At 27.9% G+C, this 16658-nt stretch carries 12 protein-coding genes; 6 read left to right on the forward strand and 6 right to left on the reverse strand.

Annotated features, from left to right (window positions below; all coding sequences use genetic code 11):
- Positions 1–179 precede the first annotated feature (179 nt).
- The 3 genes from RRF68_RS03515 to RRF68_RS03525 are packed head-to-tail and all read left to right on the forward strand — an operon-like array spanning position 180 to position 5984.
- Positions 180–3269, forward strand: a complete 3090-nt coding sequence (locus RRF68_RS03515; RefSeq protein ID WP_315945026.1) for a hypothetical protein — start codon at positions 180–182, stop codon at positions 3267–3269.
- Positions 3270–3303: 34 nt separating this feature from the next.
- Complete coding sequence (locus RRF68_RS03520) at positions 3304–4479, forward strand: hypothetical protein (protein ID WP_315945027.1); 1176 nt, start codon at positions 3304–3306, stop codon at positions 4477–4479.
- On the forward strand, positions 4473–5984 hold the full coding sequence (locus RRF68_RS03525; RefSeq protein WP_315945028.1) for a glycoside hydrolase family 2 TIM barrel-domain containing protein: 1512 nt from the start codon (positions 4473–4475) through the stop codon (positions 5982–5984). The genes RRF68_RS03520 and RRF68_RS03525 overlap by 7 nt, the downstream gene beginning before the upstream one ends.
- On the opposite strand, the gene RRF68_RS03530 is transcribed toward RRF68_RS03525, so the two are convergent.
- The 3 genes from RRF68_RS03530 to RRF68_RS03540 all read right to left on the reverse strand — a co-directional run bounded on the left by RRF68_RS03530 (position 5977) and on the right by RRF68_RS03540 (position 9015).
- Complete coding sequence (locus RRF68_RS03530; RefSeq protein ID WP_315945029.1) at positions 5977–7194, reverse strand: glycosyltransferase; 1218 nt, start codon at positions 7192–7194, stop codon at positions 5977–5979. The two genes, RRF68_RS03525 and RRF68_RS03530, sit on opposite strands and share 8 nt — an antisense overlap.
- 267 nt (positions 7195–7461) lie before the next feature.
- Entirely contained in the window at positions 7462–8715 is a 1254-nt protein-coding gene (locus tag RRF68_RS03535; RefSeq protein ID WP_315945030.1) for an oligosaccharide flippase family protein, read from the reverse strand.
- 21 nt (positions 8716–8736) lie between these two features.
- Positions 8737–9015: a hypothetical protein gene (locus RRF68_RS03540; RefSeq protein ID WP_315945031.1), complete on the reverse strand. Its 279-nt coding sequence runs from the start codon at positions 9013–9015 to the stop codon at positions 8737–8739.
- 141 nt (positions 9016–9156) lie between these two features.
- Between RRF68_RS03540 and RRF68_RS03545 the strand changes: the two genes are divergently transcribed.
- The 3 genes from RRF68_RS03545 (at position 9157) to RRF68_RS03555 (ending at position 12606) form a co-directional block, all read left to right on the forward strand.
- Entirely contained in the window at positions 9157–11226 is a 2070-nt protein-coding gene (locus RRF68_RS03545) for a tetratricopeptide repeat protein (protein WP_315945032.1), read from the forward strand.
- A gap of 211 nt (positions 11227–11437) precedes the next feature.
- Positions 11438–11824, forward strand: a complete 387-nt coding sequence (locus RRF68_RS03550) for a hypothetical protein (RefSeq protein ID WP_315945033.1) — start codon at positions 11438–11440, stop codon at positions 11822–11824.
- A gap of 236 nt (positions 11825–12060) precedes the next feature.
- Positions 12061–12606 (forward strand): hypothetical protein, encoded by a 546-nt coding sequence (locus RRF68_RS03555; RefSeq protein ID WP_315945034.1) that lies wholly within the window; start codon positions 12061–12063, stop codon positions 12604–12606.
- A gap of 306 nt (positions 12607–12912) precedes the next feature.
- Here RRF68_RS03555 and RRF68_RS03560 read toward each other — a convergent pair whose 3' ends face one another.
- From RRF68_RS03560 to RRF68_RS03570, 3 genes are all read right to left on the reverse strand, one after another.
- Positions 12913–15510 carry a DUF6923 family protein gene (locus RRF68_RS03560; RefSeq protein WP_315945035.1) on the reverse strand — a complete coding sequence of 866 codons (2598 nt, stop codon included), beginning with the start codon at positions 15508–15510 and terminating at the stop codon, positions 12913–12915.
- A 108-nt stretch (positions 15511–15618) separates the two neighbouring features.
- The gene (locus tag RRF68_RS03565; protein WP_315945036.1) at positions 15619–16335 is read right to left on the reverse strand and encodes a LytTR family DNA-binding domain-containing protein; all 717 of its coding nucleotides are present in this window, start codon (positions 16333–16335) and stop codon (positions 15619–15621) included.
- A gap of 4 nt (positions 16336–16339) precedes the next feature.
- Positions 16340–16657, reverse strand: a complete 318-nt coding sequence (locus tag RRF68_RS03570; RefSeq protein ID WP_315945037.1) for an Hpt domain-containing protein — start codon at positions 16655–16657, stop codon at positions 16340–16342.
- Position 16658 lies beyond the last annotated feature (1 nt).

Raw genomic sequence — 16658 nt, forward strand, 5'->3', positions numbered from 1 at the left:
TGATAGTTTTTATTGCTTAATTACATTTCAAAAATAGCGCAACTAACTATTAAAAAGTAAGTTACCCCCTTTAGGGGATGTTTTGTTTAGACGAGCGGATGTTTACTTCTGTTAAATAAAATATAAACCATCATTTAATATATATATATTTACATTATTGAAAAAAAGTGTTTTATTTTATGAAAGAAACTTCTAATAAATATTTAATTACTGCCATACTGTTAGCTATTGCTTTTCATGGAAGCAGTATTTTTTTTACTTTAGAAACTACCTATGATGCCTTAATTCATTTATTTTTTGCAGATCATTATGCCAATAGCTGGTTTGAGCCATGGAACTACAAATGGTACACAGGTTTTACAGTAATGAGTTATCCTCCTTTAGTGCATCAATCAATAGCTTTATTGTCTTTTTTTGGTGGCTTAAAGTTTGGAATGTTTACCGTAGCACTTATTGCTATTATTTTGTTTATTACAGGAGTATATCGGTTTTCATTGTTAATAACCGCACATAGAAAGTCTGCTGGTTATGCAGCAGTATTAGCTGTATTTTCCTCTTCATTTATAGAAACCCTGCATATTTTTGGTCAATTACCAAGTATTATTGGTATTTCCGTATTAATGCATGCCTTACCTGAAATTTATTTATGGTTAAAAACTGGTAAATATTGGTACTTGGCTACTTCGCTTTCTTTAATTTCAGTAACAGTTACCTCACACCATGTAACACCAATATTTGGGATGATCTTTTTCATTTTCCCTTTAATTGGTTTGGTTATTATGGATGCTTGTAAAGAGGAGGTTAAAACCATGAAAGCAGTACGATTTAGGCTTTTTTTAAAATATTTTGCAAAGCTCTTTAAACGTATGATTGGTTTTGGAGGCCTCTCTTTAGTTATTATTATAGGCTGTTTACTCCCTTATTGGATCAATTCTAAAAAAAACCCAATTACGCAAGTACCTATTCCGCATGGATCTCGTGATAACTTTTTAGAAATAACCTCATCTGGGCTAGTCTTTTTTACTATACCATGGGGGATATTATTAATTCTTTTACCTTATTTTTTTTATAGATATTATAGTAAGCGATATTTATTTTTTGGTTTATCTTTTACCATTTGTGTTGTTTTAGGTACAGGTGGTACAACCCCAATTCCTAGAATGGTTTTAGGAGAAACCGCTTTTAATATTTTAACTTTAGATCGCTTTACTTTATGGGCATCTATTATGGCATTACCTTTATTAGGTGAATTTACTTTTCGGTTTGTAAATGGTGATTTAAAAACAATGATTCAAGCTAAATTCGGTGCAATATATCATCGTATTATTGGTGGCATTTTAGCAGGTTTATTTGTATTAATGGCTATTTTTACAATGAGTTTAGGATACTTTAGACCGTCACAACCTCAAAAAATAAAAATGCTTCCCATTGTTAACTTCTTAAATCAAGACGATCATGATAAGTGGAGGTTCTTAACTTTAGGATTTGGTGATCAAATGGCTTGGTTAAGCACTTTAACCAATGGTTTATCTGTAGATGGAAACTATCATTCTGCAAGACGATTACCAGAGCTAACTACACGACCTATTGAACGTTTAGAAAACTCAAAATTTAAAGGTGTTGCAGGTATTGGTTCTTTACAGCAATTTTTAACAACTCCTGCTAAATATAATTTAAAATACATATTTTCTAATGATAAATTTTACGATCCAATCCTATACTTTTGTGGATGGCAACGCTTGCGACAATTAGAAAACGGAATTATGGTTTGGGAGCGTTTAAACATACCTCCCCTCTCTTCTATTTTACCAAAAGAAGACGTAAATAAATGGCAAAAAATTCTTTGGGGATTAATGCCTTTTATAACCGTACTTATTGCTTTTGTTTTAAACATACAAATGTTGTGGGTAAATACTTTAAAATCTAGGTTTAAGAAAGCTCCTGAGTTTTTAAAATTCCAAAATAACTACACAAAATTCTCTAAAGGGCTTTTAAAAGTAACTCATATTTGGGTTATTATTTTGGTAATTATTTTAGGCTACGGTTTTTACGAATTTTACGTAAAAAATGATTCCCATAGAAGTCCTGAAAATGCTATTATGGCATATTATGACGCGTTAGATTTTAAAGAGTTTGAAAAAGCTTATAATTTAATAGATCCGAATAGCGAAGTAACTATTACACAATTTATGCTAGAAACCTCTGTTACCGATGGTTTATTAAGTAGTTATGCAAAGCTAAACGCTATTGTAACTACAATACTTCATAAAACAGATAGTTCTGCTACTTTAAAAGTTGCCACTGATTGGATTACACCTCTTGAAAAAATTAATAAGAACGAATACAAGTATCTCATAAAAGAGAAAGGTAAATGGTATATACAACCATTAGAATTAAATAATGATTTACCTCCTGATCAATTGTATGCCAATAATACTACCAGTTATTTTAACCAAGGTAGAAGACGTATTACTACTGAACAAACATTACATGAAGATGTATTAAAGCAACCTGTTTTAGAAGTACTATCTGCTAAACTCATTAAATTTAAACAGCACTACGCTATTATTGGAGAAATACAAAACATAGACAATGTTCCTGCTGATGTTGTTTTAAAAGGAACCTTGTATAACGATGCTAATAAACAACTAGCAACCTATGATGCGAAATACCATGTTAAACATAAATTAATGCCAAAAGAAACAAGTTCTTTCAAAATTAATTTTGAAGGTATTGCCTGGTCTAACACCAAAGATTCTATTCCAAAAACTTTTAACCCTGATGAATTTACGCCAATTGCTTTTGAAGAACAACCAACCAAATTCAATTTACATATTGCTGGAAATGTTTCTGGATCTGATTTATATAAAAATAGTGTTTTAAGCGATATTGAAGTACAAGAAAAAAGTATTAATGGAACTATTTTTAACAGTGGTTTACAAGAAATAACAGTACCTCAACTTTTGGTTAGTTATTACAACGAAAATAAAGACTTACTTTGGGTTGATCATCTATTTGTTAAAGAAGGTGTTCGACAACAACGAAAACAACCTTTTGAGTACAGTATATTAGCTTGTGATTCTATTAAAACTATTTATACAGATATGAAGAATGTTTTCGTAAATGGTTTGCCTAATGAAACAATAGCTAATAAAATAGTAGGTAAAAGAATAAAAAAGCACACTTCTAAAGAACTACAAATAATACAACACTCATATTTTAAGTACATAAATATTGAAATAAACACCTATATTGGTAATCCGAATTAATGAATATTAAACATACATACCTTTTTTTTTAGGGTTGATACTTTTATCATCCTTTTCACTGCTACAAGAAACAGAAATACCTTCTGAAATAAAACTAATTACTACCACTACTAATTTTCAAGCAGGAAATACTATTATCCTAAAGTTTTCAACATCAGAAACTGTTAAACCTTTTTTATATTGTACTAATAGTTATGGTACGGTACTTATTGAACCTATTTTAAAAAACAAGTTACTCTGCTATGTTATACCTAAAACTATATCTAAAAAAAGAGGGGTTATATATTGGGAATTAAACGGAACCTCACTTACAGGAAAACTAATCGTTAAACCTATACAGAAAGTAGCGACTATGGAGACTTATGTTGGACCACCAAGTATTGAAGCTGGTAGAAAAGATTATAGTATGCTTATTATTATACCTACTGACTCTTTAGATAATCCTTTAGCTGAAAAAACTTTAGTTACTACTAAATACCAATTTTTAAATCAGCAAAAAGAAGAACCTATTCATATTAAAAACTTAATTTCACATAAAAATTTATATTCTCCACTAAAAAGTGGACGTATATTAGTCTCTTCTGAATGTTTAGATGAAAACTCTAAAGAGTTTACCGTTATTGTATATCCTGCTAATCCTAGTGATTTTAAAATTACTGCAGAAAGACATCATTCGTATGCTGACGGAAATCAAATCACTACTTTTTATTCTTCTGTTATAAAAGACACTTATAATAATATTGTAAGTGACGGTACCTTTGTTAATTTTTTCATCAGAAATAAAAAAGGAAACATTTTAAAAACATTTGGAACGACCATTAAAGGTATTGCTACCGCTAAAATGATTCATCCTGATTGTAAAACAACCTGGAGGGTAAAAGCTTATGTAGAAGGTATGGCAGAAAGTAATACTATTACCATTGAATACGAGCAAGTTTTAAAAGATTTTGAAGTTGATTTCTCTAAAAATAATAGACTCATCACAATAGGACCTTTACAAAGTTTTATGAAACAAATCATACCTGATGGACTCGAGGTTCGTTTGTTTGTATATAAAAATAATGTACTATTAAATTCTGAAATAAAAACTTCTTATAAAGGGTTTGTTAATTTTAATTTGAATACTGCTGCTTACAAAAAAGATACCTACACTATAAAAATTGTAATCGCTGGCTTAGAAAAAAAGTTTAAAACAAAAACACTATGGTAGGTCTTAATAGAAACATAATTCGTTCCATTTTAATAGCTTCATATATTATGATTATAGCTACCATTATAGCTGGTATTAGCGCATTATTTAGTTACTTAAATACAGGTGCTGATAGAAGTACGATGCTACATACCGAAATTGCAAAAGAAATATTATATACTCCCAATATTAAATGGACTCCTTTACTAAATGAAGGCAGGCTAATGGACGCAGAAAATCTAAAAAATTTAGAACGTGACTATTTAAATGCTTGGTATGTAAGACATATTGCGAACAAAACAAATACAACTATTGGTATTGAAGATTATTATACAGATAATTCACGCCAAAACTTGTATGATATTATAGCTATTAATAAAAAACAACAAACTACTATTGATGCTACTACTTTAGAACATCAACCTACTTTAGATTTTTTTAGTGAAGACGGCCAATTAGCAGTAATAACAGATACTAATATTGAATACAAACGTATTTTAAAAAACAATAAACTTATTACTGAAACTACTGAACAAGCCACTTACAAAATTGTATTCCTATTAGAAGATGGTTTTTGGCGTATTAGACATTTAGTAAAAGAAAACAATGAAAGGTATAACGTTAATAAAAAACCCATTGCTACAGATAGCTTACACATAAAAGGGATAAATTATTACCCACAAGATACTCCTTGGAATATGTTTGGAAACGCTTTTAATAAAGATACTATTAACAAGGATTTTAAAATTATTAAAGAAGCTGGTTTAAATTCGGTTCGTATTTTTATACAGTATGAAGACTTTGGAAAGGCAATAGTAAAAAAAGAAAAACTAATTAAACTAAAACAAACATTAGATGTAGCAAATGTAAATAACTTAAAAGTGGTACTAACATTGTTTGATTTTTATGGTAATTATTCAGTATTAGATTGGACTTTGAATCAACAACATGCTGCAACAATTATTACTGCTGTAAAAGACCATAGTGCATTACTTGCTTGGGATATTAAAAACGAACCAAATTTAGATTTTAAATCTAGGGGTAAAAAAATAGTTACAGCATGGTTAGACAATATGATAAGCTTAGTAAAATCTATAGACTCGAAACATCCTGTTACCATTGGTTGGTCTGATACACAAAGTGCCTTAATTTTAAAAGATAAAGTTGATTTTATATCCTTCCATTATTATGAAGATTTAGCTAATTTAACAACATCTGTAGAAAAACTAAGAAAAAAAACACCTAACAAGCATTTAGTAATGCAAGAGTTTGGAATTTCTTCTTATAGTGGTTTTTGGAAACCCTTTGGCAGCTCCAAAGAAGACCAAGCTAATTACCATAAAAAAGCCCAAGAATTAATTGAAGCGAATAACTTGCAATTTATGTCTTGGACTTTATATGATTTCGAAAAAGTTCCTAAAAATGTCGTTGGAAATCTTCCTTGGAGAAAAAATCCCCAAAAGAAATTTGGTTTTATAGATAAGAAAGGAAATACAAAGCCAGCATTTAAGTTTATTTCTAAATAGATAAAGAGTCTGAAAATATACTTTCAGATGCTTCTTTGTTAAATATAATTTCTTGAAATTTATTTAAATACATGTTTGTGATTCTTTCCATTGGAAATGCTGTCGCAGCTTTATAGTTTGCTTCTCCCAATGCTATTCTATATGCATCATTTATAACAATAGCTTCAATTGCATCTGCTAAACTGGCTACATTTTCTGGTTCAAAAAACTCACCTCTATAGCCTTCATCCTTAACTAAAGTAGCTAAATCACCTAAGTTAGGCATTACCACTGCTTTACCATAACTACCTGCCTGATGCAAAACACCAGAACTACCTGTTGTAGAAGTATAAGGAAATACAACAACAGCACTTTCATTAAATAACGGTTCTACCTCACATTCTTCTACATAACCAGTAAAAGTAATTTGAGAAACATTTTTATACTTTTCTTTTACAGAAGCTAAATACCCTGGAACATTAGGGTTATCCGTTCCTGCAATCACTATTTCTAAGTTTAAACCTGTTGATGCTCTAATTTTTTCTACAGCCTCAATCATAGGTTCTACTTTTTTATAAGTACCAAACTTACCAAAAGTCATTATTTTTAAAGGTCCCTTCGCTAATATATGAGATGGTTTTTTAGGGATCTCAAAAGTTCCATGAGGAATCATTTTTATATTATTCACTTTATATTTTTCTTGTAAAGTTGTTACATATTTATCCATAGTAACAGCTACTAAATCTGCTTTTAAAATTAGCTTTGTTAGACTTGTTCCTATAAAATAATATGCTTTTTGTAGAAATTTACTTGATGTGAAACCAGCGCATTCTAAATCTGTTTGTTCTAAAATATTATGTAATAGTACAATTGTAGGGATTTGCTTTAATTTACAAATTAAAGGTAAAAATAAACCTAAAGCTGCTGCCACTTTTTTATCTCCAAACTTCATAAATTGTAAATTAAATAATATTGCGTCTGGCCTTACTATATTAATTGCTCTTACAACATTTATAACGTTTGCATAACTATTAAACCTCCAACATTCTTTCACTGTAACTTTACATCCATTTTCTGTAAAATTAATTTCTTTTCCTTCAGGAGTTTCATCTGTTAATAAAACTAATTCAGTTACTTTTTCATTCTGTCTAAAACTTTTAACTAAATGATATGCATATTCATTTAAAGTTACTTTACTTGGCGGGTATGATGTTACAATTGCTAATTTCATGATCTTTTAAGTTTAATTATAGTTCAAATCTCGGGTAAAAGAAGAAGAAAAAAAGACTCATTGCGCTGAACAACAATTAACTATAGACCAAATGAGTAAAGCTTTAGTTTTGTATTTTACATGCCCATTTAACGTTCGTTAAACAGAAAATATATAAATAGTAATGATGTGTCTATTTATACATTTAAGTACTAAATTAAAGAAGTACATAGAATAAAGTAAGTAATACTATTTGATAGTGTTATAGAGTAGGAAAATTTTAATGATCTACTTTTTAAGTAGATCATTAAAATTTGTAAAAAAGAAATATAATAATTGTACCAATAACAATATTACCATTGCTAGTATTTGCATATGTACAATTTGCTCTAGAGTTTCATGAAATAAAACAATAAATACTATTTGTAAGATTCCAAATACACCTGAAATAATAACAGGAATATATTTATCTAAAGAAAGATAGTAATATGCAAAAATATTTGAGATTGCAAAGATACCAGTAGCCAGTGCGTATTTCCATAATAAAGGAGCTATTTCAAAATAATCGCTACCAAATAAAATAGTTATAATTTGTTTTGGAAAAATAAAACATCCTATTATAATTGAAACAGCGATAATAGCAATATAACCAACATATTTTAATAAAATTGGTAAAGTAGGTTTCCCTTCTTTTTTTAATTTAACAACAGTTGGTAATAACAACATTACAAACATCCAAGCTATAAAATAAACTACTCTACCTATTAATGCTAGAGAAGCATATAAACCAGCTTCATAAGACTCGAAATAATGTTTTACTAATAATATATCGCTATTATTTATAATAATTTGTGTTAGCTCATAAAATGCTGTAATTATAAAAAAATTACGAACCATTTTTTTATGATTGCTATCTAAAGAAATACTATTTGAAAAAGATATATTTTTAAACTTAAAAGGAATTAGTCCAAAAATAAAAGACCCTAAAATACCTATAGCTATTAATATAGAAGATTCAATATTAAAGAAATATAACAAACTAAATGTGATTAATAAACGGCTTACCATTTCTAATTGATAAGTAATTGATAAAGCTGTTAATTGTTTCTTTCCTTGAAAAACGCCTCTATTTACGCTCATTAAAAAATAAAGAGGAACTCCTACACCAAATACTATAAACATACTAGAAGAAGTTGTTCTAAAAAACTCTTGTAGTTCTTTAGAATAAATAACAATTATTAATCCTAAAAATATACTTGTAATAAAAGCATTTTTATAGATTTTTGATATAAATTTTTTAAAAACTAAGCCTTCAAAGGTTACAGAAAATTTCGCCGTAACCAATTGAAAAGTCATTGCTATAAATGAAAGTACTAATAAAAAAGTTATCATAATAGCAGCATCTGCGAACTTATCTGGTCCTAAAATTCTACCCAATAATAAATTATATAAATAATTACCACCATTTACAAGCAAAACACTTATCATAAATAATTGCTCTGACGAAATTCTTTGCTTTACTTGTTTTAAAATTGCTATCATCTTCTTATTCTTTTTAAGCTATTACGCTACATTCATTTGATTAAAATCATCATAAATTTCTTTACAACCATAACCTGTAACTGAAAATAACTTATCGTTTCTTAAAGCAATTGCCGTTAGTGTACTTATTGCTTCTAAGCCATCTCTACTAATTTCATTTACTTTATCAATATTTATAGTTACGCTTTCAAGTTGTTCAATATTATGTTCAAAATAGATAATAAAAAATCTAGATGTTGTGCTATTTAATTTTCCGTTTAAAAAAAAGTTTCCGTTTTTCTGTGAGATCTGTAAAGCCATAATTTATGTTTTAATAATTAATAATGATACAAATATCTCGTTGTAGGCACTAGAAAAGTATCTATTATCGATGAAAAGCAATTTTCTTTAGTCCAATGATGAATGCTATTCCGTAACTTGCAAATAACAAAAAAAAGCTATATGAAAATTAAAAATACTATCCTTTTGCTACTCTTCCTTATCACTACCACTATGTATTCTCAGGATATGAAAGACGGTTTTACTTTTTTAGAAACAGGAAAATATAAACAAGCAGAAACTTTCTTTAAAACAACTTTAAAATCATACCCCACCAATAAAACAGCACGTATTTGCTATGGTAGAGCTGTTGGCTTAAGCGGAAATGCTTATAAAGCAGTAAAATTATTTACAGCTCTTTTAAAAGATTTTCCTACAGATTTTGAAGTAAAATTAAATTATGCTGAATCTTTACTTTGGGATAAAAAATATGTAGAAGCTGAAAAATATTATAAAAACCTACTAAAAGAAGATGCTAAAAGTTTCCCTACTCTTTTAGGATATGCAAATACCTTATCTAATTTAAAAAAATATGACCAAGCAATTGATTATGTTAATCAAGCGTTGATTGTTATACCTAAAAATCCAAATGCCTTAATTTCTAAAAAGTATATGCGTTTAGGTTTAGCTAATAATAAAGTTAATAACCAGAATTACCTAGAAGCTGAGAAAATTTTAAAAGAAAATTTTAAAGATTTTAAAAACGACAAAGAAACTTTACTCAATTTAGCGAACCTATACTTAATATCAAACCAAATAGCTAAAGCTAAAAAGACTTATAAAATTATTGGAGAAAACCCTGAAAATAAATTAACCTCTTTAAACGGAATTTCTTTAGCACATCATCTAAATAGTGATAATAAAGAAGCTTTAATTGTTAGTAAAAACGCAGTTTCTCTTTTAAATGAAGCTACACCTAATAATATTAGAGATAGAACAAGAGAACGCTTTATACAGGCTTTAATTTGGAACAAGAAGTATTCTTTAGCAAAAAAAGAAATCGACTCTTTAACATCAAACAATAAAACTCCAGAAAACTGGACATTATCATTAAGAGCAACATTAAATATTTACAAAAGTGACTTTAAAAAAAGTATTGATGATTATAATTTAATCTTAAAAAAAGATAGCGCTTCTTTTGATGGTAATTTAGGTAAAGCCAATGCCTTAAAAGCTGCTGGTTATTTTGATAATGCTTATAAGAGTGCTAAAAACACATTAATCTTTTATAAAAATCAAAAAGATGCTACTAATTTTATAAAAAAATTAGACAGAACTTTTACTCCTTTTGTTGAAACTAAAGCTTCTTACTCTTTTGATAACGGTAAAAATGAAGCCTATTTATTCTCTGCAAATTCAGAATTTTCGTTTACAACAAAACTTAAATTACTTGGTAGTTATAATTATAGAACTACAGCTAACTCTGTTAGTAACGTAAGTGCTAACTCTAATAATTTTTTAATTGGAATATCGTATCAATTATTAAATAACGTAACTTTTAAAAGTAGTTTAGGTATTACCGCTTCAAATACTGAGACCAAAAATTATAAGCAATTACTAGCAGATGTATCATTAAATATAAAGCCTTTTAAACTTCAAAATTTAGAATTAGGTTATAAGAGAGAAATTCAAAATTTTAATGCTGACTTGTTAGATAGAGAAATTGTTCAGAACAATTTTTTAATAAACTATAGTTTAAATACAAATTTTAATTTAGGTTGGTATACACAATATTATTATACTTCTCAGAATGATGATAATACACGAAACCTTCTTTTTACTTCTTTGTATTATAATATATTAGAAAAGCCTTCTTTAAAAGCAGGTTTTAATTACCAAAACATCTCTTTTAAAAATCAAGTTCCTTTAATTTATTTTAGCCCTAGTAGATTTAATGCTGCAGAAATTTTCGTTAATATTATAAAAGATGAAGCTATTGCTAAAAATAAAGAATGGTTTTATGAATTAACTGCTGCAACTGGTTATCAATTTATTGAAGATGATAAAAAACAGAGTACTTATAGAATACAAGGAAAATTAGGTTATAAATTCTCTGAGCGTAGCTTGTTAAATATTTATGGTACACAAAGTAATATCGCTTCTGCAACTGCAGCAGGTTTTACTTTTACAGAAATTGGCTTGCGTTTTAAATGGTACTTTTTAAAGAAACCTTTCTTTAAAAGGCAAAAGTAAAAGAAGTAATTTTTGCTCTTAATCACTTACAAATTTACAAGCTGCTACAGATTCTAAAAACACAAAAAGAATAAAAAAACGATTATACTTAGAGCTAAAAACAGCTAATTCCCTCTTGGTTTTTTATTAGAAAAGACGAACTTCGCTAACGCTGAATATAATTCATTAAAACGAAACCATATTCTTAACACGTTAGCCTACATAAAAAAAAATGAAACTTACTGAAAAAGAAATTGAAATATTAAAGAAAGGTTTTAATCTATTGCAAAGAAAACATAAAGTTAAACCTTTAAAAGATCAAATAAACGAAGATTTTTTATATACTAATTTTCCTTTTCCAAATGAAAAAGAAGTAGAAGTAGAAGTAGAACATTTAGTCTATTATTTTGATGAACTGGATAGTTTAAAAATACATGATTATAACAAAGTTACAACCGATACTATAACTCAAAGAGTTATTACTACAAGCGAAATTTCTCCAATAGTTTATTTAGGCCTTTTTTTATATTCAGAAACTAAACATGGGATATGTTTAGATATTAAATCAGAACCTTTATTAATTGGAATTGCTGCAACAGAAAAAGAAGAGCATAATTAGCATCATCCTCCTTGTTCTAGTAATTTAGCTGTTGAAGTTCGTTATAAGGACAAAAAGAGTCGTTTAACTGATGATGAAGAGACTAAATTAAATCGTATTTATTCGAGTTATCACATAAATATAAAATTGCTTTTAGTTTTTCAACATTTAAGAAACCTCAAGAATTTGACCCTAAAAAACTTAATGAACAAATAGAAAATTATAGCTCGGTATTAACTGAAGACTATACTCCAGCTATGGATTTATTCATCAAAGCTAATCAGGCTATAAGTGATGATTTAAAATTTTTGACATACTATAAAATTTTTGAATATTTCGCTCCTTTATATTCGAAAATAGATGCATTTGATGCTATGCGTAAAAAATTAGACTCTTCTAACGCTTCATTTTTAAATGCTAGTTATATAGCTTCTATATTTGATTTAACGAAAAACTATGAGAAAAGTATTCGAGATAAAGAACTAGTTAAATCTTTAATTAATAACACGTTCGACCTTATTGATATTTATAGTGATTTACCTATAGCAATAAGAAAAGAAATAAAAATACTTGAATTAGAATACAAAACAAAGAAAGAAATTCAGGATAAAGTTGTAAATCATATAGGAAATGTTTTGTACTCAACTAGAAATGGAATTGTTCACGCAAAATCAAATTTCGAAGAAAAAGGAATAGAATGTAATGAAAAAGACTTACAACAATTAAATAACTTTATGCATAAAGCTTGTTATAGTACTATAAAATGGTATAATAGACTTCCTAAACATCTAAAAATAACATAGCCCTAACAGTCTATATAATTTATTGCTAGTACTAGCCTACTTACGAAAATTTTTGGTGATTTTCTATTCCTTTTTTATTTACTTAATTTAGTACTTAAAAACGCAACAAATCATATAAAAAAATTTAGAGAAGATGAAAAAATCAAGATTACTTCTTGAAGAGTAACCAGACAAAGATAAGAGCAAAAGTTAATTCTTTTGCTCTTAATAGTTTTATATTATAGGGAAATATATATGTTTTTTTTCATGGAAAGTATAACTACTTATAATATACCTTCTCTAATACAAATAAACTAATTTCTTATTTTAATTCACCAATAACTTAACATGTCTATAAATTAATTTATCACTTAATATTTTACAGAAATACAACCCTACTTGTAACGATTCTCTATTTAAAATTAGTTTATTTTTACCTATTACTGCTTTAAAATTAGTTTGATATACCAATTTACCTAATTGATCATATACTACAAATTTTAAATTTTCTTCTTCCTTTGCATTAAAGTAAAAACTAGTTTGTACAGTCATAGGGTTTGGTGCTAGTGTAACAACATTGTATTCAATATCTTCCACTACTTCTTCAAACTTCTCTTCTTTAGAAAAACGAATGTCTAATAAATTCATTTCTTTAGTTACAACAGTACCTCCTTCAGAAGCCATAGTAAACACAATTGTTACTACATCGTTTAATACTAATTCATTTCCACTTGATGAGATAAATTCTTTAAAAGGTATTACATAATTTACTAAAGAATCTTTTAATACTATTGTCGCTTTATGTTGTTGTTCCCATGAAGAAATACTTTTCTTTACAAACGTAACTTCTAAATTACCGGTTCCTTTTGCTTTTAGTTTAAAACTACTATAATCTGATAAATCTACCGCTTTAAAACGTGGTGTTAAAGCTCTGTAAGCTGCAAAGTAAGTACTTGTTGTTGCTGATAGTTGAACATTTCTTTCTATAGGAAAATCATTATCCTCAAATGTAAAGTTGTTAGGTGATATGTTATAATTTATTACTTCGGTTGATGTTTGAGAATCATCTACTCCCCAAGGTCCATCTGACATGAATAAGTCATCTGGAGTAGCTACACCATCACCAATTCTAAAACCAATATCAAATAAGTTACCGGTTGGTACTTGTAAATGTGTTATATAACTTTCATTTAAATCTATTGTTAAATTTGTTTTATTAAAATCACTTGTTTCTGTAACTCTAAAACCAGCATCAAAATTTACATTATTACTTTTATTTGTGTTTACAATTTGTAAATCTAATGATCCGTTATTATACTTTCCTTTTCTTACAAATACTGTAGGTGGTGTTGATAATTCATAAGCTAATATTGGCTTCTCTATAGCTAATAAATTCACTACTTCTTTTCCTAATAAATATAAATCATCTAAAGAGTTTGACCATATTTGAAAATTATAAAAAGTAACACCTAATTGGTATTTATCTAAATTCCAGTGGCTTTCTATTGAGAAATTGGCTTCGTTGTTTACTATTTTAGCTGAAAGACTTAATACAAACTCTACCGTATTGTCTGCATTTCTAATTAATGATTTAATAAACTGCTGTCCGTTTATCTCTATGGTTGATACAGAAATTAGTTGAGCTCCAAGCAAACGATCACAAATATATTTAGTGTGTTCATATACTCCATTTTCAGTTTTTAAGGCTATAATTGATGCTACAGCTGTTCCGCTTTTCATATAATCTACAGCGTAAATATCTGTTGCATTTGTTATTGCGACTAAATCTGTAGGTGTAGATTCTATTGTTTCATCTTCTTCTATAACTTCTAAAGGAATGAAATCTTTTAACTCAAAACCAAGTCCTTTTTTTCTTCTATAGTCGTTAGATTTTGCAACTCTTTTTGCCTTGCTACGATTAAACTTATAATTGATTTTTGTACGATTATAGTTTCGCTTATTTATTTGTTCTGATAATCTACTATTACTTTCTAAACCTCCATCATTTCCTCCTGAAGTTGGTGGTAAAATAACATCACATTTTCCATAACCAGAACATGAAGGATCTTCACAATCAATTAATCCATCACCATCATCATCTATTCCATTATCACAAATCTCTTGAGCGACTGGGGCTGTCGGACAACGCGCACCGTCATTACTAGCACTCGATGGTCCAAAAGCAAATAAGTTTGAATCCATATCATCTGCAGTATTTACATCTTGAACACTCTGAATTACATATATAGTACCTGTTTGATTTGCTGATACATAAAAACGACCTGAAAGATCAAAATAAACAGCTCCATATGTATAATTCAATCCTGATAAGATTGGTACTTCTCCTAATGATTCTACAATATTTGTTCTTGGATTAATTCGATATAAAACATTTGAATTTTTCTCTACTGCATATAAATTTCCATCTACTGCGTTAAAAGCCCAATCATGAATATTTATATTCTGTGATAATGTTTCTGTTGATATGTGTTGAGTGTATGTTGCTGAAGCAGGATCTACATCTATCTTATAAAAGGTTGTTCCACCTCCTTTTAAATAATAAACTCCTTCAGAGCTTATATCTCCAACATATCTATTATTACTAGGTAATTCATCAATATAAAAAGAGGTTGTTAAAAAATCTTCTCCTATTCGTACTATTGTTTTTTCAGGCGTACTTAATGAACCCCAAATAAAACCATCTGCAGGGTTATAAGCTGCTGCATTTATACTTCCTGGGGTAATGTCTTCAGCTACAAGGTATGAATTACCTGAAGCTAAATCTATAGAGTACACATCGTTATATTGAAACAAATATGCATCGTAAACACAATTAAAAGGGGTGTTTTGTGCAGTATTTGTAAGAGAAAATATTAATAAAAATAGTAAGATAAGCTTGCCTTGTAATGTAGTTTTTTGAGTCATAATAAAAAAATTATACTACGAAACTATGTACTAATTAAGACTTTATTTTTAATATTCGGTATTTACAAATTTAGTGTAGATGAAATGCCTATTAAGTATAGATGAATATTATAATAGATTTAATCGTTTCATTAATTCTGATCTATTAGAACGACTTACCGGAATTACATCTCTTTTTATAAGTACACTATTATCTTCAATATCAATAATTTTTTTAAGATTAATAATATATGAACGATGTACTTTTAAAAATAAAGAATCTGGTAATTTTTCTTCTATCTTTTTTAAGGTAGAATGTACTATATAATTTTTATCTTCGGTTTTTATATGAATATAATCTCCTTTAGCTTCAACAAGGTAAATACTTGGTAAATCAATCTTTATAAGACGCCTATCTATATTAACATAAAAATCGTTTTCGATTTCTAAATCTACTTTTTTTGAGATCGATTCTTTTTCTGAACCTCTTCTACTCTCATGTTTTTGAGCTCTCTTAATCGCTTTTTCAAATCTTGGTAGCTCAACGGGTTTCAATAAATAATCTACTATAAAGTCATACTCAAAAGCTTCAATAGCAAATTTAGAATCAGAAGTAGTTAAAATTATTCTGGGAGGGTTTTTAAGAGTTTTTATAAAATCTAAACCATTAAAACCTGGCATATGAATATCTAAAAAAATAAGATCTACTTCATTAGAATTCAAAAATTTAATAGCATCTATCGCATTAGAAAATTCATCAACGACTTCTAAATAGTCTATTTTATCACAAAGAGTTTTAATTATAACTCTTGCCATTTTTTCATCATCTACAATAATACAATTCATAATTTTAAATAGTTTTCAAGTACGCTGAAATACCTATTAATATTTTATCAAAATCTTCAGCCTTATCTATATTAAGCTCTCTAAGATTATGTTCAAATTCATTAGCTATTTTATAACTTTTTTCAAGACCTAAAATACTAATTTTATGTTTAAGTCGATGAACATTTTCTTCTATTTTTTTATAATCGTTATTTTTTAAACTGTTGTAATAATCTTTTTTCTCTTCTGGAAATTCTGTTTTTATGACATCTAAAAGCATTTTCCTTACAGATTCGTCTCCATTAGCTAACTTATGTACATATTCTAAATTTGGTTTTTCCATA

Origin of the sequence: Tenacibaculum sp. HL-MS23, from assembly GCF_032463465.1 — a bacterium.
Lineage (GTDB): Bacteria > Bacteroidota > Bacteroidia > Flavobacteriales > Flavobacteriaceae > Polaribacter > Polaribacter bernardetii.